Origin of the sequence: Halorientalis pallida (assembly GCF_049605515.1) — an archaeon.
Classification (GTDB): Archaea; Halobacteriota; Halobacteria; order Halobacteriales; family Haloarculaceae; genus Halorientalis; species Halorientalis pallida_A.
In genome coordinates this window covers 930,748-951,040 of the sequence record NZ_CP187158.1, presented here as the reverse complement: position 1 = coordinate 951,040, position 20,293 = coordinate 930,748, and the positions used below count along the sequence as shown (strand labels likewise).

The window sequence follows — 20,293 nt, the reverse complement described above, 5'->3', positions numbered from 1 at the left end:
GCATGTCTGGCGACGTAAACCCGTTCGAGAGTCTGCAGGAGCAGATCGACGACGCGGCCGCGTACGTCGACGTGGACTCCGACGTGCTCGAACGGCTGAAACGGCCCGAGCGCGTCCTCGAGACCACCCTCTCGGTCGAGATGGACGACGGGTCGATCGAGGTGTTCACCGCCTTCCGGTCGCAGTTCAACGGCGACCGCGGTCCCTACAAAGGAGGGATCCGGTACCATCCCAACGTCAGCCGCGACGAGGTCAAGGCGCTCTCGGGGTGGATGGTGTACAAGTGCGCGACCGTCGACATCCCCTACGGCGGCGGGAAAGGCGGCATCGTGATCGACCCGCGCGAGTACTCGCTGTCGGAACTGGAGCGGGTCACGCGGTCGTACGCCAAAGAACTCCGGCCGCTGATCGGCCCGGATCGGGACATCCCCGCCCCGGACGTGAACACCGGTCAGCGGGAGATGAACTGGATCAAAGACACCTACGAGACCCTCGAAAACACCACCGCACCGGGGACGGTAACGGGGAAGGCACCGACGAGCGGGGGAAGCGCTGGCCGCGTCGAGGCGACTGGTCGCTCGGTGATGCTCACGGCGCGGGAAGCGTTCGAATTTCTCGGGAAGACGGCCTCGGAAGCGACCGTCGCAGTCCAGGGCTTCGGCAACGCCGGTTCGGTCGCCGCCCGACTGATCGACGAGGAACTCGGCGCGAACGTCGTCGCCGTCTCCGACTCCAGCGGTGCGATTCACCAGCCCGACGGCCTCGACGTGGCCGACGCCAAGGACCACAAGAAAGAGACGGGCCAGCTCGCCGGTTACCCCGGTGCCAGCGAGGAACTGACGAACGAGGAACTGCTGACGATGGACGTGGACCTGCTGATCCCGGCGGCGCTCGAAAACGCTATCGACAGGGAGATCGCCCAGCGAGTCAGTGCCGACGTGATCGTCGAGGCCGCCAACGGACCGCTCACGCCCAACGCCGACGACGTGTTGACCGACCGCGACGTGGCGGTGTTCCCCGACATCCTCGCCAACGCAGGCGGTGTCACGGTCTCGTACTTCGAGTGGGTGCAGAACCGCCAGCGATTCTACTGGACCGAACAGCGCGTCAACGAGGAACTCGAACGCGTCGTCACCGAGGCCTTCGACACGCTTACCGATACCTACGAGGAAACCGACGTGCCCAACTACCGGACCGCGGCCTACGTCACCGCCATCGAGCGCGTCGCCAACGCCGCCGACGAGGCGGGCGTTTTCCCCTAGTCCTCCGAGAGAGCCCGGTACTCTCCTTCGACGATCACGAGGGGCCCGTCGATCTGGATGGCCCGCTCGTCGGCCTCCTGTCCCAACTCGGACTCGATGGTCCCGCGGTCGTCGACCGCGTCGGCGCTGGGATAGCGAAGCGCGACCGATGCGGTCATGTCGTCTTCTTCGATGCTCGAACTGCCAGCGAACCCGAGTACGTCCGGGTCGAGGTCGGTATCCTGCAACGTCGTGAAGTCGCGGTCGGAGTCGCCCTCGAGGACGCCACCATCCGGATCGAATTCGACACCGCTGTACCCACGGATCGGGAGTGCAGACTGGAGTTCGTCGTACGCCTCGTGTTCGGCGGCGAACCGGGTACCCTCGTTCGTGGCGGCGTCGATAGTCGCCTCGATTCGCGCCGTCGCGTCGTCGACGCCGGCCGCCTCGTCGCTCACGTACAGCACGGCCTCCTCGGAGACCGCGGTCGTCGCGCCGCCGTCGATGTAGAGCGTGTACCCCTCGTACTCCTCGCTCCGACTCGCGTTGCGCTCCTGTGTCTGTCGGATGGCGTCCGTGTCGTAGTCACCCTCGAACACGCGCGTCCCGTTGACGAGGGTGAACCGATCCGTGTTCGACCCGTCGGCGGTCGGTTTGGCGATCCCTTTCGGATTCAGGGCCTGGGAGAGCCAGCCGATGGGAACGGCCCACTCCGTGACGGACATCGCGAGCGCGTCGTCCTGGATGCGCTGGTTCTCCTGTGCTGATCCCCAGTCCCGTCTGAGTATCGACCCGCTGGCCGAGGAGACGTCGATGCCACCGGCCCCATCCGTCGTACCGGCTCCGATCCAGGCGTTGTACGCCGCGGGTTCGCCCTCGCTGACGCTCCCCCCGCCACCGGTGACACCGTTCAAAACGCCGCCGAGACACCCTGCCAGCGACGTGGTCGCCAGTGCCCCTGCCGTGCCAGCCGCTCTGACGAACTGTCGTCGATCCATGCCGAACACAAAATATGTCTTACAGTTAAAATTTCGGCACTCGGGATAGCCGGCGAGCGTCGGACAGCGCCGGTTCTCAGGCTTCTGTCGGAGTGGTTGATTTTCCGACCGATCTTCGGTAGCAGTGGTTCGACGCTCCAGCGATCTCCTCGAACGCCGGAGTTTTACCCGTGCTGGCCCTAGTCCGTCCGTGTCTCAGTACCAGCGAACAGTCCGGGTCGATGCGCCGTTCGACGAGGTGTGGGACTTTCACTCCCGGGTGACGGGGCTCGAAGCGTTGACGCCCGGCTGGATGAACCTGGAGATCGAGTCGGTCACTGGTCCCGACGGCGACCCCGATCCCGGGATACTCGAAACCGGATCGCGGATCGAGTCGTCGGTTCGCCCGTTCGGCGTGGGCCCACGCCAGGAGTGGATCTCGGTGATCGTCGAACGCGAGGAGAGCGACGGCTCGGCGATGTTCCGCGACACGATGGACGGCGGTCCCTTCGCCGAGTGGGAACACACCCACTCCTTCTTCGCCGACGGCGACGGCACCATCGTCCACGACAGGGTCGAGTACGAACTCCCGCTGGGCGCACTCGGCCGGGCGGTGTCACCGCTCGCGGTCGTCGGGATGGAACCGATGTTCCGGTACCGTCACCGGCAGACGCGGAAACTGCTGGAGTAGTCGGGTTTCCGAACCACTAAGACCGCGCCGTGTCTGGCCGGGGGTATGCGACTGGAGGAGTACTGGGGCGTCGGGCCCAAGACGAAGGCGGTGCTGGCCGACAGTATCGGCGAGGCGGCGGCCATCGAGGCCATCGAGAGCGCCGATAGCCGCGCGCTGATGGAGGCTGGACTCGGCCGGGGACGCGCCACCCGGATTCTCCGGCGCGCCAACGGCGGCGAGGGGATGGCCGTCCTCGCGACCCGCGACACGCGGGACGTGTACAAGTCGATCCTCGACCTGGCCAGCCAGTTCGCCGTCACGCGCCACGCCGAGGACCGCATCCGCGTGTTGACACCCCTGCGCGAGCGCGAGGCGATGACGGATCGCCTCGATACCGTCCTCGCGGCCGTCGACGCCTGGACTGCGCTCTCGGAGGGCGACCGTGAGGCCGTCGTCGAGGCCTTCGAGGCCCACGACAGCGTTTCCGGCGGCGAACGCTCGGCGGTCGAGACGGCGGTCGAACTGCTCGATCTGGGCGTCAGCGGCGGCGTCTTCGACCGCGTGTCCGAACTGGACCGCGACGCGCTGGCCGACGCCGCCGACGCGCTCGCGGCGCTGGGCGAGGGCGGCGTCGACAGGGGTGTCGACGACCGCCTCGACGAGTTGCGCGACCAGTACGCTGCCGTCGACGAACTCGCCGCGAACCAGAGCGCGGTCGTGGAGGCAGTCCAGGGGAGCGCTCGGGGGGCCGACGAGTTCCGCGAGGCGTTCCGCCGCCACGTCACCGACGAGAGTGGCGTCCCCGCGGCCGCGGTCAGGGAGGCGATGCCCGGCGACGCCACCGACGCGGCGGGCTTCGTCGGCGAGAGTCTCCGGAACCTGGCCGAGGACCGCCGGAGTGCGGTCGAGGAGCGCGAGGCCGAGATCGTCGCCGATCTGGAGGGGGCCATCGAGGACGCCCGCGAGGATATCGACGCCGCCGTCGCCGCCGTCGACGACGCGGCGCTGTACGTCTCGCTGGCTCGCTTCGCCGACGCGTTCGACCTGACGCGACCGACCTTCGTCGAGGACCGCGAGACCGTCGCCGTCCGTGGCGCGCGGAATCTCGACCTGCAGGCGGCCGACGTGACCGTCCAGCCCGTCGACTACGCCGTCGGCGACCACGACCTGGACTTTCCGTCCGCCTCCGCGCCGCCGGCCGGCGACCGCGTGACCGTCCTCACAGGGGCCAACAGCGGGGGGAAGACGACCCTGCTGGAGACGCTCTGTCAGGTACAACTGCTCGCCCAGATGGGGTTGCCGGTCCCGGCCGAAGCCGCCGAGGTCGGCATCGTGGACGTGATCGTGTTCCACCGCCGCCACGCCAGTTTCAACGCGGGCGTGCTGGAGTCCACACTGCAAACCGTCGTGCCACCGTTGACCGACGCGGGTCGGACGCTGATGCTGGTCGACGAGTTCGAGGCCATCACCGAACCGGGGAGCGCCGCCGACCTGTTGCACGGGCTGGTGACGCTGACCGTCGACGAGGACGCGCTGGGCGTGTTCGTCACCCACCTCGCCGACGACCTCGAACCGCTCCCCGAGGAAGCCCGGACCGACGGCATCTTCGCCGAGGGCCTGACCACCGAGCTTGACCTCTCGGTGGATTACCAGCCCCGCTTCGGCACTGTGGGGAAGTCCACGCCGGAGTTCATCGTCTCACGACTCGTCGCCAACGCCGACGACCGGAAGGAACGCGCCGGATTCGAGACGCTGGCCACTGCGGTCGGACAGGAGGCGGTCCAGCGGACGCTGGCCGACGCCAAGTGGTCACAGAACTAGTCGAGTTCGGTGAGGTCTTCGACGGCGACAGCCAGCGCCGACTGCCCGTCCGGCCCCGGCTCGTCGAGCGTCACTTTCGCGATCAGGTTTCCCTTCTTCGGCGTGTACGTCACCGATTCCACGGTCCCTCGCACGTCCGCACCGTCGAGTGTGGTGCGCACTCGCTGGCCCTCCGCCGGCCGACTCCCGGGTTCATGCATACCCGGCGTTACGGCCGCGACGCCCCTGTGTCTTGTGGAACCTGCCAGCTCAACTCACGGTCACGCCGTCGAGCGTCGAGACGACGACTGCCAGCCCGGCGTACTCGAAGGACAGTCGTCCGTCGGTATCCCGCGTGAACAAACGGTTCAGCGCGTCGCCGTCCACGAACTCCTCCAGTGGTGGCAACGACACCGCGTCGGTGCCCGTCTTCGCCACGGCGGCCTCGACGACGGCACTGCTGACGGGGTCCGGCCGGGACCAGTCTATCGTCCGGGTGGTCTCTCCACCGCCGGTCGACACCGCGTCGTCGTGCGAATCCGAATCCATGGGGTCCACTTACACCCCGACCGAGATAAGCGTCGTGACGGCGACCAGTCGCCGGTGCCACGACGGAATCGCCGTTCGAGGTGAGATAACCATCTCGTATTATTTTTGGATTATTTTCTGAACCGCCGCCGGTGTTCGAAGTGTGTTCACTGAACTGTATCGGAGTAAGATTTTAGTGGAATTGTGTGGTAGTTACAACTGGAGGAGGTGACACGCATGCCCCGGAGTGACAACGCTGGCTCGGATCGTATCGGACTCCAGACGCTCGACTCCCTGTCGCGGTACGATCTCGTACTCGCGTTCATTCCGGTGGTGTTCGTACTGAGCGTCGTCCTCGGCCATCTGCTGTCGGTGCCGTTCCGGACGACGCTCGTCGGCGCGTCGGCGGTCGGCGCGCTCGCGTTGCTGGACGCGCTGTTCGTCAACCCGCCGATCCGACCGACGCAGTGACCCGGTTCTCCCTTCGTGCCGTCCCGACTCGTCAGCGACTGCTATCCTCGTCGTCGGTGGCCGCGTCTCCAGCAGCCGTGTCTCCCTCGGCCGCGTCGTCGGTGACCGCCTCCGCTTCGGCCTCGGAGACGCGGACGCCCTTCGACGAGAGGTGGCGCATCCGGCGTTGGGCGAAGTCCTCCTCGCGGCTCCCGCGCGTGGCCAGCACGTAGACCAGCGATTTGCCTTCCGGGCGCATGGTCCGCCCGGCTCGCTGGGCCCCCTGCCGGCGCGACCCGCCCAGCCCGGAGGCGACGACCGCAAGCTCGGCGTCGGGGAGGTCGATCCCCTCGTCGCCGACCCGGGAGACGATCAGCGTGTCGCGGTCGCCACGCCGGAACTCGTCGAGATAGCGCTCGCGCTGGCTGTGTGGCATCTCGCCGCTGACGAATGGCACGTCGAGAGCGGCCGACAGCTCCCGCCCCTGATCGAGGTAGTCACAGAAGACGAGCGCCTTCTTGTCGGGATGCCGGGAGAGGATGTAGCGCGCTTCCTCCACCTTCGCCGGGTTCGACGCCGCCAGCTGTCGGCGCTCGTGGCCGTCGGAACTGACGTACTGGTTGCGCGCGTCCTCGTCGACCCAGGGGACGTATCGGATCTCGACCTCCGGCTCGGCGACGAAGCCGGCCTCGAACAGGGCGTCCCAGTCCGTCCCGATGGGCGGGCCGATCAGCGTGTAGATCTCCTCCTCCCTGTCGTCCTCGCGGACGGGCGAGGAGGAGAGTCCGAGGCGGTGTTTGGTCTGGAGGTCCGCACTCCGTCGCGCGACGGCGGCGGGAATGTGGTGGACCTCGTCGTAGATCACCAGCCCCCACTCGCGGCTGTCGAACAGCTGGCGGTGCCGGTCCATCCCGGCGGTCTGGTAGGTGGCGATGGTCACCGGCGCGACGGTCTTCTCACCGCCGTGGTACTCGCCGACCTGTTCTTCTGTCAGGGTCGTCCGCGCGAGGATCTCCTCGCGCCACTGGCCGGCGAGTTCGCGGCTCGGGACGAGGATCAGCGATTCGCCGCCGACGCGAGCCAGAATGCCCAGCGCCGCGACGGTCTTGCCCGCGCCGGGCGGCCCCACCAGCACGCCGGATTTGGTCTCCATGAACTCGCTCACCCACTCGTGCTGGTAGTCCCGGAGGTCGAGGTCCAGATCGAGGTCGAGCGCTTCGCCGGAATCGAGGTCGCGCTCGTCCTGAACCGGGTAGCCGGCCTCGTAGAGGGTGCGCTTGACTTCGGCGACCGCTTCCTCGGCGACCCAGCTCTCCGTGTCGGAGATGGCCGCCCGGAGCTGTCCCTCGTCGAGTTTCTCGCGGGCCACGTTGCCCATCAGCGCGTCCGTCGCGGCTTCGAGGACGACGTAGCCGTCCTCGTGTGTCCGGAGGGTAAAGCGGTGGGCGCGTTTCCACTGGTCTTCGATCCACTCCTCCAGTTCGGGCGACCGTTCGGGCAGCACGTCCCTGACGGTGCCCAGCAGGTCCTCGAACTCGTCGTAGGGCGCGCCCCAGATGTCCTCGCGGCGGAGTTCGTAGAGATACCCGCCTCGGTGGGTGGTGTCGACGAGGTGGGCGAACTGCGAGAGTTGTGCCCGCGTGAACTGCGTCGGGTGATCGACGACGATCTCGCGGCGGCCGGGGAACAGGATCACCCGCTCGCGTTCGACCAGCCGCGACCAGTCGGTCGGGTACCAGACCACGGGGTCGGCCGACACGTCGAGTCGGTCGACCGCGCGCTCGTCGGCCAGCGCGTCGAGGGCGGTGCTGGCCTCGTCCTGGGTCCACTCCAGCGCCTGCGCGACGTGGCTGGCGGTGACGACTGGCCGGCCGATCTCCTGCACTACGTCGGCGAACGTCTCGGCGTCGAGCGCCGCGTCGCCGGCCGGTGGGTCACCGTCGGTATGCGTCTCCTCGTCCGCCGTGTCGGTACCGTCGGACTCGTCGCTGTCGGTCACTACAGGGCGATTGGCGGTGGACGGACAAACGGCTTACGTCCCGCGAACGTTTGAGAAAGCGCCCGGTGGCCCCCGACGATCACTGGATGTACGACGGGTCTTCCCCGTCACAGTCGGACTCGTGCTGACGGGCGTCCTCCTTGGAGTCGAACATGAGTCCGCACGCCTCGCACTTGTACCAGGTAACCTCGTCGCGCTGGGTTTGCACGACCATGTGAGAGAGTGGTACGCCCGGCGGTATATGCGTTTCTCCGGGGAAACCTCTTGACGGTGGGGCGACTACGGCCGCGCATGAGTGACGAGCACGGCGTCGAGTTGACCGTCGCCGGCGCCGACAAACGCGACGCCGGCCGCGGCGTGGCACGCCTCCCCGAGTCCGCGCGGCGTCGACTGGGCGTCCTCAGCGGTGATCCCGTCGTCGTCCGCGGCGAGCGCGAGACCGTCGCGAAGGTCTGGCCGACCGACGACGGCGACGACGTGGTCCGCATCGACGCCGACACCCGCGCCAACGCCGGCGTCAACATCGGCGAGACCGTCACCGTCGCGACCACGTCCGTCGCGGAAGCCAGCATCGTCTCGGTCCGGCCAACCGAGTCACTGCCCGAGGACGGGGACGCCGACGCGCTCGTTGCCGACGCCCTGCTCGACCGCCCGATCCGGGAGGGCGAGCGCGTCCACGTCGACGGCCTCGGCGTCGTGGTCGTCTCCCTGACCGATCCGGACGGCCCGGTCCGTGTCGTCGAGGAGACCGAGGTCACCGTCCTGCCCGGCATCGACCTCGACCTGGGCGACGGTGCCGCCGGCGGCGACGCACTCCCGGACGACGCCCCCGACCCCGACGCCGACGCGGCCGCCGGGGCCGGCGAGCAGGCGGAAGACCTCGGTTCGACCTACGAGGACATCGGCGGCCTCGACGACGAACTCGACATGGTGCGGGAGATGATCGAACTCCCGCTCTCGGAGCCGGACCTGTTCCGCCGCCTGAGCATCGACCCGCCGAAGGGCGTCCTGCTGTACGGCCCGCCCGGCACCGGGAAGACGCTGATCGCCCGCGCCGTCGCCAACGAGGTCGACGCCCACTTCCGGACCATCTCCGGGCCGGAAGTCGTCTCGAAGTACAAAGGCGAGAGCGAGGAACGACTCCGGGAGGCCTTCGAGGAGGCCGAGGCCAACGCACCGGCGATCCTCTTTATCGACGAGATCGACTCCATCGCCGGCCAGCGCGACGAGGACGCCGACATGGAAAATCGTGTGGTCGCGCAACTGCTGACCCTCCTCGACGGGCTGGAGGATCGGGGCCGCGTGGTCGTCATCGGCGCGACCAACCGCGTCGACAGCATCGACCCCGCACTCCGGCGGGGCGGCCGCTTCGACCGCGAGATCGAGATCGGCGTCCCGGACGAGACGGGCCGTCACGAGATCCTGGAGGTCCACACGCGCGGAATGCCACTCGACGACGACGTTGACCTCGACCGGCTCTCCGCCCGGACTCACGGGTTCGTCGGTGCGGACCTCCAGTCGCTCGTCACCGAGGCCGCGATGTCCGCGCTCCGGCGCACCCGCGAGGAACCGGTCGTCGCCCGCGAGGACTTCGAGGCGGCGCTGGCGGCGGTCGACCCCTCCGCGATGCGGGAGTACGTCGCCGAGTCGCCGGGCGTCTCCTTCGACGACGTGGGTGGGCTGGCCGAGGCCAAGGACCGCCTCACCGAGGCCGTCGAGTGGCCGCTTTCCTACACCGAACTGTTCGAGGCCACGAAGACCGATCCGCCCTCGGGTGTCCTGCTGTACGGCCCGCCCGGAACCGGCAAGACCCTGCTCGCGCGGGCGCTGGCCGGCGAGAGCGACGTGAACTTCGTCCACGTCGCCGGCCCGGAACTGCTGGACAAGTACGTCGGCGAGTCCGAGAAGGCCGTTCGGGAGGTGTTCGAGCGCGCCCGGCAGGCCGCCCCCTCTATCGTCTTCTTCGACGAGATCGACGCCATCGCCGGCCGTCGGGGCGAGACCGGCGAGGCGACCGAGCGGGTCGTCTCGCAACTCCTGACGGAACTCGACGGGCTGGCCGAGAACCCGAACCTCGTGGTGCTGGCGGCGACGAACCGCCGAGACGCGCTCGATCCCGCCCTGCTTCGCCCTGGTCGACTGGAGGAACACATCGAGGTGCCCGACCCCGACGCCGACGCTCGCCGCGAGATTCTCGACGTCCACACCCGCGAGAAACCCATCGCCGACGACGTGTCGCTGGTCGATCTGGCCGCCGAGACAGCGGGGTTCTCCGGGGCGGAACTCGACGCACTGGTCCGGGACGCCTCGATGCGCGCCATCCGCGCGTTCGCCCGCGAACACGGGCCTTCGGAGGCGACCGCCCGCGCCGACGAGGTGGTGATCGGGGCCGATCACTTCGAGGCGGCCCTGGCCGAACTGGAGCGACGCGAGTGAGGTAGCGACTCCCGCCGCGAGATGCACCTCCCGATTCCCGGCACGCGGGTCTGACAGGAACATTTATTACAGATTGCGAACTACCCCTACGTGTCACGATGATACCGATAGTACGCGGGCGCTGTTCGCTTCTCTCCTGACCCGTATCGGTATCGTTCCAAGATTGCGCGGTTCGCAGACATCCACAATGAGTACACGCACACCGACCCCGACGACTCGACCCACGACCACCGGCGACGAGACCACCGGCGCACCGCTGACGTTCGCGACCGACAACGAGGTCCCGATCACGGGGCTGTTCGACGCAGAGAGCGACCAGCACTGAGCCGCCGTCAGCCGGTTTTCTCCCGAGCTTTATATCGCCCGGCGTGGACCACGGGGTATGCGACGGGCCGCCCGTATCGCCGTCTGCCTCCTGGTGTTGTTCGCGGGGTGTAACGCGCCGATCAAGCCCTCGACGACGGACACCCCCGACACACCGACGGAGTCGGTCGCGCCAGCAGCAACCGATCCGTCGACGGACCAGTTGCCGCCGCTCCCGGGGACGCCGGAACCAGCGACGGTCGCGGTCGCCGACGGCGACCTCCCCGTCAGCCCGGGGCCGGTGTTCGCACGGCTTCGCCACCTGCTGGACGCGTCGACGGGGCCACCGACGGTCGAGGTGCGCGACCAGCCGACCCGGGGTGACGGCCTTCGACCCGAGGCCGGCGAGTTCGAGGCGTCGCTGGGGATCGAAGCACCACGCCCGGCCGCCGAGAGCGAGATCCGGGTCGGCGGTGCGACGACGCCCGACGAGACGGTGTACGTGGCTCCCGGCGACGCGTCCCCGGACCGGATCGAGCGCACGCTCGCCCACGAGTTCGTTCACGTCGTCCAGTTCGACCGCGGCACGGTCTCGCGGCTCCCCGACCGACTGCCCCCCACCCGGGCGGACACCACGGACGGGGAGTACGTCGTCCGGAGTCTCGTCGAGGGTGCGGCCACGTACGTCTCGACTCGCTATACGCGACGGTACCTGCCCGAGGTCGAGACCGAGCGGGAGACGCTGGCTCGCATCTACGCCGACGCCAGCGCCGGGACGCGCCTGTTCTGGGGGGCGTACTACCACGGGGCGCGGTACGTGGCCGCCTCGGTCGACGGCACCCGGGACCTGCAGTCGGTGTACGCCGATCCGCCGGCGACCACCGAACAGTTACTCCACCGCACCGGCGACCCGCCGACACCGCTCGCCGTCACGGTCGCGGACGCCGACACGGCGTGGGTCGACGATTCGACCGACAGCCGCGGTGAACTGTTCCTGCGCCTCCTGCTGGACAGCGAACTCCCCCACGACCGGGCGGTCGCGGCGGCCACCGGCTGGGGCAACGACCGCCTCGTCCCGTTCTACCGCGAGGCGGACCGGAGCTACGCCTGGGTCCTGCGCTTCGACGACGGGGCGAACGCGACCGAGGCCCGCCGTGCCGTCGCCGACTATCTCGACGGCTACGCCACCGACTCGGCCGCGGGCTGGACCCGCGGGACCGACGCGTTCGCGCTGCGACGGATCGACGGACGCACGTTCGCGTTGCTCGTCGGCGAGCGTGGCTTCGTCGACGGGACGACCGTCTCGACCGAGGACGGCGAGGTCGTCGTCGAACCGCCCGAATCGGAAGCGGAGTGACTCAGGCCAGCCCGAGCGTCGCCAGTCCGTCGAAGACGACCAGGAAGTAGTACAGCTGTACCAGCCCGGCCAGCACGACGACGAGGCCAGCGACCTGCGAGATACGACCGGTCGCCGCCGACAGCCGTTTCAGCACGGCGTCACGACCCAGCGCAGTCGCGGTCGTGACGCCGATCATCAGGACGCTCATGCCAGCGGCGTACGCGCCCAGCGTCGTCACCGTCGCGACGGGGCCGGTCGTCACAGCGGCGAAGGCCACGCCGAGAAAGAGCGGGGCGGTACACCCCGCGGCCGCCGCGGCGTAGACCACGCCGAACAGGACGTAGCCCGCTGCCGAGCGCCGCCGCTCGGGCAGGGGCACGTGTAGCGTCGTCGCCCGGAACCGCCCGGTCGCCATCACGCCGCCGACGGCGATCAGCGCGAGGCCGACGACCAGTTCCAGCGCCGCGATGTTCTCGACGATCCGTGGCCCGACCGCGGCGAGGGAGAGCGCGAGCGCGCCGTACACCAGCGCGAACCCGAGACTCACCAGCAGGCCGACGCCGACCGCGCGACCGAGGCGGCGCGGGACCGACCCCGTCGATCCACCGTCCTCGGAGGTCCCGAGATAGTAGGCCACGTACCCGGGCAGGAGCGGGAACGCACAGGGAGCGAAGAAGGTGCCCGCCCCCAGGGTGAACGCGTAGGTCAGCCGGGCCACCCCGAGGTCCGTCACTGCCGGGCCGCCTCCAGTTCCGCCTCGATGGTCGCCGCCGCCGCGAGCCCCTTGTGTCGCCAGGTCTCGGTCCCGTCGGCGTCGACGACCAGCATCGTCGGCAGTGCCTGCACGTCGTAGGTCGGCCCCGTCTCGACCTCGGGGTCCATCGCGACGGGCCAGGTCCCGTCGTACTCCCGCCAGAACGAACGGACGGTGGTCTCGTCCCGTTCCCAGGTGATCGACAGCATGTGTACGTCCGGGAACGCCGACCGGACTTCCCGCAACTCCGCCATCTGTGGCTTGCAGGGGGCGCAGTACGTCGCGAAGAAATCGAGTAACGTCACGGTGTCCTCGGGCACGACCGGCATCGTCTCGCCGGGGGAGCCACCCACGTCGAGCGTATCGAGCGTTTGCGCGCCGTCGCCGGTTCCGGCACCGTTCCCCCCGCCCGCGCCGGGCCCATCGCGCGACCCGGGCAGTTGGGTACACCCACTCAGTGCCGTCACTGCGGCCCCGGTGGCGGCCAGGAACGTCCGACGGTCGTACCCGCGCATACTCGGGCCTCGGGGCCGGGCGTAGAAAAAAGGCCCGTCATCGTCAGCTACCCACCGCTGAAGCGGTGGGCTTGTCGGTGGACTCCCGTTCTGCCGACACGGGAGTGTCGGACGCTACGTCAGTCGCGTTCACGGTCATCACCCCCGACTTCAGGGCGTACTGACAGAACGCCCCTCCAGCAGGGGACTTCTGCCCCCGCTGGAGTTTGAGTGCGAGTTTCCGGGCGATATTCTTCGCCGCGTTGTAGTCGGCGTTCACCGAGTACGAACAGTCGAGGCAGGCGAAGCGTTGCCCGTCGCGGTTTTTTTCGAGCGTACAGCCACATTTCGAGCATTGCTGGCTCGTGTAGGACGGTTCGACTGTCTCGACCACGACGCCGTGTTCGTCGGCTTTGTACGCAACTTGTTCCTGTAACGCACGGAATGCCCACTGCTGGAATTTCTTGCCGTCGCTGATGCACTCTCGAATCTGTGCCAGGTCCTCGAACGCGATGTGCGTACAGCCGTGGCCTTGGGCTTCCGAGATGATCTGCTTGGAACACCGATGCAGGTAGTCCTCGCTCCAGCGTCCGAACCTGTCACCGATGCGGTGGTAGGTCAGGTGGGCGCTTCGCGTCCCGGTCCGTTGCAGGCTGGCACGCCGTTTCTCGAACTCGCGGCGCTCGTGGTTGAGGGAGTCGGCGTTGCCGATGAACGTCCCAGTCGAGGTCACGGCGATGTGGTCGTCAACGTTGCAGTCCACGCCAAGGACTCTCGAATCCTCGGCTTTCTCAGGACTGCTCGCGTCGAGTTCCCGTTCCATCGCGGCGTGAAGGTAGAACTCGTCGGCTTCGCTGTCGTAGTGGACGGTGCTTGTTGCAAACTCGTAGTCGTCGTTCAGCAGGTACTCGCCGTGGGGAGTGCCGTCGGGGTCGTCGGGCAGGTCGTACTCGCATTCGACTCTGCCGTTGACCGTGGCGAGACTTACCTTGTCGCGGTAGTAGGTGGCCGCTCGCTTGTCGTAGACGATGCTGAACGTATCGTATTCGGGCTTGCTGGTGGTCTCGCCCTCGGTAAGCCTGTCTACGCAGTTCCCAATATCGTCGGTAGCGCGTTTGATGGCTTTCTGGACGAGGTTCGCGTGCAAGCCGTCCGTCTCGTCGCGGAGATCGTCATAAATAGCGGCTTCGGCTTCACTCTTGCTGGTCACGCAGTCTTCGTCGGGATAGCGCCACGCCCAGTCTGCGGTGCGGTTCGCACAGTACTGGAACTTGCTGTTGGTAGCGTGGAGGTCGCTCTTGCGGTCGTCGGGTACGTCGAGACGGACGCGAACCGTTCGAGTCACCTCCCACGCCATACGTCACAGTAGTATCTATTCTTTATTAATATTTTTATTATATTGGGAGTCAGGAATGCTGATACTGGTGGATCGTTGCACGGAAGGTACGCGCTTGCTCCCACCCCTGAAGGGGTGGGCTTCCGCGCTGTTACAGCTGTGAGCCGAGACCGCACGACCGTTACGCGACCGAACGGTCGCTATGGAGACCGAACCGTTGATTAGTCGGCGTCTGGACAGCGGGTCTATGACCGACACAGTCGAGCGGGCGAGCGTCTGGGCCGGGGTGGCGGCCCCTGTCCTCTCGTTCGTCGGCGTCCTGCTCGCGACAGTCGTCTCACCCTCGTTCGCGTGGACCGGGAACGCACTCTCCGAACTCGGCGGCCCGACCGGCCCCGTCGCGACGGATCTGACGCGTCTCCTGTTCAACGGCGGCCTGATCTCGGGCGGGGTCGTCGCCCTCGGGTTCGGGTACGCCCTGTTCCTGGCCGCGCGCAACCTCGTCGAACTCGCGGGCATCGGGCTGTTCGGGCTCACGTCGCTCTCGATGGCGCTGATCGGCGTGTTCCCGCTCCCGCAGGACGCCCACTTTTTCGTCGCCGTCTCCTTCTACGTCCTCCTGTCGCTGGCGCTGTGGGTGTATGGAGCCGGCAACCTCCTGGCCGGTGACCGGACTCGCGGCGGCGTGACCGTTTTCCTGGGCCTGCTCAACGTCGGCGCGTGGGCGGTCTGGGTAGCCACTGGGGAGTTCAGCCGGCCGGGGCTGGCCCTGCCGGAGGTCGTCGGCGCGGCCGCGCTGGCCGGCTGGACCGTCGCGACGGCGCTGTGGGTCCGACGACGGCTCGGGCTGTCCGGCTGACCGTCGATCCGGAACCGCACCCACCTCTCGGCAGCCACTCGTCGACGGAACGCTGTACGTTCGTCAGCGTTGGTCCCCCAGTACCGTGGTGTCCGTGCCGCGAAACCAGCACTCGATTGCGCCGTGCGTGCCGGAATAGCGGAGTCTTTGCACTTGGGACGGGTACGTCTCTCGGCAATGGCAGACAGTCCCGACGACCGGATCGTTCGCCGGACGCTCGACACCGATGCCGAGGAACCGGCGGTGGAGGTCGCCCAGGCCGTCGCCGACATCGAGGACCGGGAGCCGACGGACCTGGCGACGATTTTCGAGTGTGCGGACCACGTGCTCGATCACCTGTTCTCGAACCCGCCAGCGGAGGAGGCCCAGATGTGCATCGAGTTCAGCTACGAGGAGTACCGGATCACCGTCCACCAGGACGGGACCGCCGAGTTCGTTCGGCCCGACGCCTGACCGGAATCTCGACGTACGCCACCGTCGCGGACGCCTCCCTTCTTCCGACTCCTGGCGGCGATGATATTTCTGTCACCGTCCGTACTGCTAACGTGGGCGATACGTTTACAAAAGACGGTTGCCGATAGGGTGATATGCGAAAACGAGTTCTCGTGACGCTGGCGCTGACTCTCGTCGTCGCCCTCGCGGGCTGTACAGGGGGTCTCTCCGGTGGGGAGGGAACGACCACGGACGCAGGGACGGATTCGACGGACGCCAACGAGGAGGCGCTCGACTCGACGACGGCGACGGTGACGAACTTCGCCTATCCGGCCGGTGCGACGCCCTCCGGCATCGAGAACGTCACCACCCTGCTCGACGAACACGAGGCCGCGCTCTCGGGGTCGAGCGTGACGCTCTCGGGCACGAAGGGATTCTCCGCCGGCGGGAGTCAAAGCTCCGCCAGCGCGGGCATCGAGTACACCATCGAACACGAGGCGAGCAGTAACGAGACGCTGACACGGATCGTCGGCGGTGGCTCCGGAAACACCTTCACCTCGTACCTGACCGACGGGACGGCGGCGTACCGGGTCGACGGGTCCACCGGCGTCGAGTACGGCGCGGTCTCGACGGCGGTCGACGCGCCGTTCGCCGACACCGCACCGGACAGCTTCACCGGGCGGACGCTGCTGCGGACCATCCTGGGCTCGGGCGAGTACAACGCGACCGACGTGGTCAGCCGCAACGGGACCGAACTCGTCCGCTACGACCTCGAAACCGTGGTGTCGACGCCCGACGCGAAACTGAACATCGGGAGCGACACGCAGGTCGAGGGCACGGTGTTCGTCGACTCCGAGGGGATCATCCACGAGGCCTCTTTCAGCGCGACTTCGGGCACCGACGAGGGCTTCTCCTTCGGCTACGAGGCCAGCGCGGTCTTCTCCGATATCGGCTCGACGACGGTCGAGGAACCCGATTGGCTCGGCGAGGTCTAGTCGTAGCGCGCGGCGAACTCGGTGATGTTCTCGTCGGGGCCGGCGACGATCACGTCGTCCCCCTCCTGAATCTCGAACTCCGGCGCGAGGTCGGTGATGACGGCCCCGTTGCGTTCGACGGCGATCACGGTACAGCCGGTCTCGGCACGGATGTCGGCCCCGGCCAGCGTCTCGCCGACGAGTTGCCCCGGTTCGAACCGCACGACCTCCACTTGCTTGTCGTAGGAGATGATGTCTTCCTCGAAGATCGTCGAGGCGAGCATCCGCCCGCTGACGGTCGCCAGGGCGAGAACGTAGTCCGCACCGGCCTGGTAGAGTTTGCGGACGCTCTCGGTCTGGTCGGCGCGGGCGATGATCTCGACTTCGGGGTTGAGCTGGCGGACCACCAGCGCCGCGAAGATGGTCATGGTGTCCGAGGACAGCGCGAGGATGACCGTACTCGCCTCGTCGACGCCGGCCTCACGGAGTACGTCTTTCTCGGTTACGTCACCGACGATGTCGACACCCTCGTAGTCTTCTTTGTCGACGGTCGTACAGGGTACCCCCTCGGCCGTGACGCGCTCTTTGACGGTCGACCCGACCTCGCCGTGGCCACAGATGACGACGTGGCCCCGGCGGCGGCGGCGCTTCTCCGAGAGCGTCATCTCCTTGAGCGGTTCGAGCTGGCGCTCGTGCCCGGCGACCAGCAGGATCGTCTGCTCGTCGAGCCGTGCGTCGAGCGAGGGTGGACTGACGAACTCGCCGCGGAACCACGCGCCGATGACGTTCGCGCCGGTGCGCTCACGGATGCCGCTCTCGGCGATGGTCTCGCCGACCAGTTCACTGCCGGCCATCACCGGCAGTTCGACGATCTCGAAGTCCTCGCCGATCTCGACGGCGTCGCCCACCTCGGCGGTGATGCCGGTGGTCACCTTGCTCGCGAGGCTCTCGCCGATGAGTCGTCTGGGCGAGTACACCTGATCGGCCCCGGCATACCGGTGATAGGTCGCGATGTCGGGGTCCTCGACGAAGGTGATACACCGCACGTCGGGCGCGGCGGCTTTGGCCGTCAGGACGATACTGGCGTTGGTCGAGTCGTCCACGTCCGCGACCAGCGCCCGCGCTGATCCCAGATTCACCGCTTCGAGCGTCTCCATCGACTCCGGATCGCCGTGGACGACCTCGACGCCCTCCTCGACCAGCTCCGCGGCACGGTCACGGTCCGGTTCGAGGACGACGTACGGCACCTCGAACACGTCCAGTTCGTCGATGAGCATGTCGATCCGCGGAGAGTACGCACAGATGACGACGTGATCCTCGACGTCCTCGGCTGCCGTCGGCGGCGTCGTGGAGATCGTCTCCTCGAACAGCGGGAACAACAGCACCGGCAGGGCGAGAAAGATCAGAACCACGCCGGTCAGGTCCATGACGATGACGAGCAGGTTCGTCTGCCAGGTGTCCCACGACGAGGCGTCCGAGCCGAACCCGGTCGTCGTGAACGTCTCGACGACGATCTGAAGCGAGCGCAGGAAAGTGCGGTCGATCCCCTCGAAGGTCGACATCGCCCAGTGATAGACCAGCGCGTAACCCAGCATGATCCCACCGAGCGCGAGGAGATAGTATCCCGTCCGACGCTGCCACGTGTCCATCGCTATCGGCCCAAACGAACAGCCTCCCCTTACGCTTTCTGACCAGGGTTGCCTCCGAATCACCCCGCGCCTTTTTGCTTCGTGAGGTCCTTGTCAACGTGTGACACGAGAGATCACCCACGAGGCGACCGGGCCGAAGATCGTCGACGAGGACGACATCGGAGAGAAAGGGAACATCGCGATCTGTATGTGCGGGTTGTCGGGCGACTACCCGTTCTGTGACGGTTCCCATCAGGCGACCGCCGACGAGGACGACGGGAAACTGTACAAGTACGAGGGCGACGACGACGAGAACACGCGCCACGAAATCGCGGAGATGGTGTTTACCGATTCGGACTAGTCCGAGTCGGTGCGCCCGTCACTTGCCCTCGAATTCCGGTTCCTGGTCGGTGACGAAGGCGGTGATGCCCTCGCTCAGGTCCTCGGTGTCGAGCAGGTGGCCGAAGGCGCTGGCCTCCAGTTCGAGGCCGGCCTCCATGTTGTCCCAGCCTTCCCGCATGGCGCGTTTGGTGTACTTCTGCGCGATGGGCGGGCCGCCGGCGACGTTCTCGGCGAACTCGAGGGCCTTCTCCTCGAACTCCTCGTCGTCGTAGACTTCGTGGACGAAGCCGAGTTCGTGCATCCGTTCGGCGGGGATGCGCTCGGCGGTGAAGACGACGTACTTGGCGGCGCTCTCGCCGATGAGTCGCTGGAGGCGCTGGGTGCCGCCCCACCCGGGCAGGAGACCGAGGTTGTGTTCGGGCAGGCCCATCTCCGAGGACTCACTCGCCACGCGGAGGTCGGCACACATCGAGAGTTCGAGGCCGCCGCCGAGCGCGTACCCGTCGATGCCGGCGATCACGGGCAGGTCGCTCTCGCGGAACTTGCCGAACACGCGCTGGCCGTACCGGGAGTGTTCGACGCCCTCGCGGTTGTCCATCGCGCCGTTGGAGGACACGTCCGCCCCCGCGGAGAAGGCCTTCTCCCCCTCGCCGGTGATGTAGATGGCCCGGACCTCCTCGTGATCCTCCAGCACGTCGACGGCCTCGTCCAGTTCTTCCAGCATCGTCGCGCTGACGGTGTTCATGTCCTCGGGCCGGTCCAGCACGAGGTGGCCGACGTAGTTCCCGGGCGTCTCGATGCGAATCGTCTCGAAATCGGTGTCGATGTCAGTCATGTGATCCCCCGTGGACCGCGCGGTCCACTCTGTGGAACTGGTGTGCCCACGACCGGCCTAACCCTTTAGCGTCGGATATGGGGTCGTTGAAGTTCAGTGGTTGAAGCCCCGGCAATCCTTTTCTCGCTGGCCCGACACCACTCGGGGGATGACCGCCATCGAGACGGACGAGTTGACCAAGCGCTACGGCGACGTGGAAGCGCTGGTCGACCTCTCACTGACCGTCCCCGACGGCGAACTGTTCGCCCTGCTCGGCCCGAACGGGTCGGGCAAGACCACCACCATCGAGATCCTGACCGGTCAGCTCGAACCCACCTCCGGCACGGCCTCGGTTCTGGGTCACGACCCCGTGGCCGACCCCCTCGCGGTCCGGCGGTCGGTGGGCATCCTCCCCGAGCGCGAGGACCCGCCGAGCTTTCTGACGCCCCGGGAGTATCTGGAGTTCGTCGGGAGCGTCCGGGACCTCGACGACGTGACCGCTCGTATCGACGAGTGGGCCGAGCGCTTCGAGTTCGCCGGCCTGCTCGATACGCTCTCGACGGATCTCTCGGAGGGGGAACGCCAGCGAGTCATGCTCGCGGCCGCGTTCGTCCACGAACCCGACCTCGTGTTCATCGACGAGCCACTGGTCAATCTCGATCCGCTGATGCAGGAACAGATCAAGGGCCACTTCCGGGAGTACGTCGAGCGCGGGAACACGGTCTTTCTCTCGACGCACTTCATCGAGGTGGCCGAGGAACTCTGCACGCATGTCGCCATCGTCAGCGACGGCCGGCTCGTCGCCGAGCGTGACCCGCGCGAACTGGACGACGGCGAGCGCCTGCTCGACGTGTTCCGGACGGAAGTGGAGACCGCCGACGCCGATACGCCGGCCGGGCCGGCCCAGCACTGAC

The 20,293-nt window shown here is 67.6% G+C and carries 22 protein-coding genes; 12 read left to right on the top strand and 10 right to left on the bottom strand.

What is annotated here, in order from left to right; genetic code table 11:
- Positions 1 to 2 precede the first annotated feature (2 nt).
- A complete protein-coding gene (locus ACOZ4N_RS06505) occupies positions 3 to 1,262 on the top strand; it encodes a Glu/Leu/Phe/Val family dehydrogenase (RefSeq protein ID WP_424019118.1) in 1,260 nt (419 codons plus the stop codon).
- Here ACOZ4N_RS06505 and ACOZ4N_RS06500 read toward each other — a convergent pair.
- Positions 1,259 to 2,239 carry a hypothetical protein gene (locus ACOZ4N_RS06500; protein WP_424019117.1) on the bottom strand — a complete coding sequence of 327 codons (981 nt, stop codon included), beginning with the start codon at positions 2,237 to 2,239 and terminating at the stop codon, positions 1,259 to 1,261. The genes ACOZ4N_RS06505 and ACOZ4N_RS06500 overlap by 4 nt on opposite strands.
- A gap of 190 nt (positions 2,240 to 2,429) precedes the next feature.
- Here ACOZ4N_RS06500 and ACOZ4N_RS06495 point away from each other — a divergent pair, with 190 nt between their 5' ends.
- A complete protein-coding gene (locus ACOZ4N_RS06495) occupies positions 2,430 to 2,909 on the top strand; it encodes an SRPBCC family protein (RefSeq protein ID WP_424019116.1) in 480 nt (159 codons plus the stop codon).
- A 45-nt stretch (positions 2,910 to 2,954) separates the two neighbouring features.
- Complete coding sequence (locus ACOZ4N_RS06490) at positions 2,955 to 4,712, top strand: MutS-related protein (protein WP_424019115.1); 1,758 nt, start codon at positions 2,955 to 2,957, stop codon at positions 4,710 to 4,712.
- Here ACOZ4N_RS06490 and ACOZ4N_RS06485 read toward each other — a convergent pair.
- Together ACOZ4N_RS06485 and ACOZ4N_RS06480 are read right to left on the bottom strand one after the other, a co-directional pair.
- On the bottom strand, positions 4,709 to 4,873 hold the full coding sequence (locus ACOZ4N_RS06485; protein ID WP_424019114.1) for a hypothetical protein: 165 nt from the start codon (positions 4,871 to 4,873) through the stop codon (positions 4,709 to 4,711). The two genes, ACOZ4N_RS06490 and ACOZ4N_RS06485, sit on opposite strands and share 4 nt — an antisense overlap.
- A gap of 88 nt (positions 4,874 to 4,961) precedes the next feature.
- Positions 4,962 to 5,240 (bottom strand): HalOD1 output domain-containing protein, encoded by a 279-nt coding sequence (locus tag ACOZ4N_RS06480; RefSeq protein ID WP_424019113.1) that lies wholly within the window; start codon positions 5,238 to 5,240, stop codon positions 4,962 to 4,964.
- Between the two features lie 216 nt (positions 5,241 to 5,456).
- On the opposite strand from ACOZ4N_RS06480, the gene ACOZ4N_RS06475 reads away from it, so the two are divergent.
- Positions 5,457 to 5,690: a hypothetical protein gene (locus ACOZ4N_RS06475; protein ID WP_424019112.1), complete on the top strand. Its 234-nt coding sequence runs from the start codon at positions 5,457 to 5,459 to the stop codon at positions 5,688 to 5,690.
- 31 nt (positions 5,691 to 5,721) lie between these two features.
- Here the strand turns inward: ACOZ4N_RS06475 and ACOZ4N_RS06470 are convergent, their stop codons facing one another.
- Positions 5,722 to 7,668, bottom strand: a complete 1,947-nt coding sequence (locus ACOZ4N_RS06470) for a DEAD/DEAH box helicase (RefSeq protein WP_424019111.1) — start codon at positions 7,666 to 7,668, stop codon at positions 5,722 to 5,724.
- A gap of 79 nt (positions 7,669 to 7,747) precedes the next feature.
- Positions 7,748 to 7,882, bottom strand: a complete 135-nt coding sequence (locus tag ACOZ4N_RS06465; protein ID WP_424019110.1) for a DUF7128 family protein — start codon at positions 7,880 to 7,882, stop codon at positions 7,748 to 7,750.
- Positions 7,883 to 7,959: 77 nt separating this feature from the next.
- Between ACOZ4N_RS06465 and ACOZ4N_RS06460 the strand changes: the two genes are divergently transcribed.
- The 3 genes from ACOZ4N_RS06460 (at position 7,960) to ACOZ4N_RS06450 (ending at position 11,764) form a co-directional block, all read left to right on the top strand.
- Complete coding sequence (locus ACOZ4N_RS06460; protein ID WP_424019109.1) at positions 7,960 to 10,104, top strand: AAA family ATPase; 2,145 nt, start codon at positions 7,960 to 7,962, stop codon at positions 10,102 to 10,104.
- Between the two features lie 187 nt (positions 10,105 to 10,291).
- Positions 10,292 to 10,429, top strand: coding sequence for a hypothetical protein (locus tag ACOZ4N_RS06455; protein WP_424019108.1), 138 nt, complete (start codon positions 10,292 to 10,294; stop codon positions 10,427 to 10,429).
- 57 nt (positions 10,430 to 10,486) lie between these two features.
- Complete coding sequence (locus ACOZ4N_RS06450; protein ID WP_424019107.1) at positions 10,487 to 11,764, top strand: hypothetical protein; 1,278 nt, start codon at positions 10,487 to 10,489, stop codon at positions 11,762 to 11,764.
- Position 11,765: 1 nt separating this feature from the next.
- On the opposite strand, the gene ACOZ4N_RS06445 is transcribed toward ACOZ4N_RS06450, so the two are convergent.
- Genes ACOZ4N_RS06445 through ACOZ4N_RS06435 form a run of 3 tightly spaced genes read right to left on the bottom strand, consistent with a single transcriptional unit; the run spans position 11,766 to position 14,351 of the window.
- Entirely contained in the window at positions 11,766 to 12,479 is a 714-nt protein-coding gene (locus tag ACOZ4N_RS06445; protein ID WP_424019106.1) for a cytochrome c biogenesis CcdA family protein, read from the bottom strand.
- Positions 12,476 to 13,015 carry a TlpA family protein disulfide reductase gene (locus ACOZ4N_RS06440; RefSeq protein WP_424019105.1) on the bottom strand — a complete coding sequence of 180 codons (540 nt, stop codon included), beginning with the start codon at positions 13,013 to 13,015 and terminating at the stop codon, positions 12,476 to 12,478. Before ACOZ4N_RS06440 ends, ACOZ4N_RS06445 begins: the two co-directional genes overlap by 4 nt.
- A 43-nt stretch (positions 13,016 to 13,058) precedes the next feature.
- Positions 13,059 to 14,351: an RNA-guided endonuclease InsQ/TnpB family protein gene (locus ACOZ4N_RS06435; RefSeq protein ID WP_424019104.1), complete on the bottom strand. Its 1,293-nt coding sequence runs from the start codon at positions 14,349 to 14,351 to the stop codon at positions 13,059 to 13,061.
- Between the two features lie 226 nt (positions 14,352 to 14,577).
- On the opposite strand from ACOZ4N_RS06435, the gene ACOZ4N_RS06430 reads away from it, so the two are divergent.
- From ACOZ4N_RS06430 to ACOZ4N_RS06420, 3 genes are all read left to right on the top strand, one after another.
- Positions 14,578 to 15,189 carry a DUF998 domain-containing protein gene (locus tag ACOZ4N_RS06430; protein WP_424019103.1) on the top strand — a complete coding sequence of 204 codons (612 nt, stop codon included), beginning with the start codon at positions 14,578 to 14,580 and terminating at the stop codon, positions 15,187 to 15,189.
- A 177-nt stretch (positions 15,190 to 15,366) separates the two neighbouring features.
- Positions 15,367 to 15,642 carry a HalOD1 output domain-containing protein gene (locus ACOZ4N_RS06425; protein WP_424019102.1) on the top strand — a complete coding sequence of 92 codons (276 nt, stop codon included), beginning with the start codon at positions 15,367 to 15,369 and terminating at the stop codon, positions 15,640 to 15,642.
- Positions 15,643 to 15,776: 134 nt separating this feature from the next.
- Positions 15,777 to 16,616 (top strand): DUF7537 family lipoprotein, encoded by an 840-nt coding sequence (locus ACOZ4N_RS06420; protein WP_424019101.1) that lies wholly within the window; start codon positions 15,777 to 15,779, stop codon positions 16,614 to 16,616.
- Here ACOZ4N_RS06420 and ACOZ4N_RS06415 read toward each other — a convergent pair.
- Entirely contained in the window at positions 16,613 to 18,244 is a 1,632-nt protein-coding gene (locus tag ACOZ4N_RS06415; protein WP_424019100.1) for a potassium channel family protein, read from the bottom strand. The genes ACOZ4N_RS06420 and ACOZ4N_RS06415 overlap by 4 nt on opposite strands.
- Before the next feature lie 100 nt (positions 18,245 to 18,344).
- On the opposite strand from ACOZ4N_RS06415, the gene ACOZ4N_RS06410 reads away from it, so the two are divergent.
- Complete coding sequence (locus tag ACOZ4N_RS06410) at positions 18,345 to 18,584, top strand: CDGSH iron-sulfur domain-containing protein (protein ID WP_424019099.1); 240 nt, start codon at positions 18,345 to 18,347, stop codon at positions 18,582 to 18,584.
- Positions 18,585 to 18,602: 18 nt separating this feature from the next.
- Here the strand turns inward: ACOZ4N_RS06410 and ACOZ4N_RS06405 are convergent, their stop codons facing one another.
- Complete coding sequence (locus ACOZ4N_RS06405; RefSeq protein WP_424019098.1) at positions 18,603 to 19,400, bottom strand: enoyl-CoA hydratase/isomerase family protein; 798 nt, start codon at positions 19,398 to 19,400, stop codon at positions 18,603 to 18,605.
- Positions 19,401 to 19,548: 148 nt separating this feature from the next.
- Here ACOZ4N_RS06405 and ACOZ4N_RS06400 point away from each other — a divergent pair, with 148 nt between their 5' ends.
- On the top strand, positions 19,549 to 20,292 hold the full coding sequence (locus tag ACOZ4N_RS06400; protein WP_424019097.1) for an ABC transporter ATP-binding protein: 744 nt from the start codon (positions 19,549 to 19,551) through the stop codon (positions 20,290 to 20,292).
- The last annotated feature ends 1 nt before the right edge of the window (position 20,293 follow it).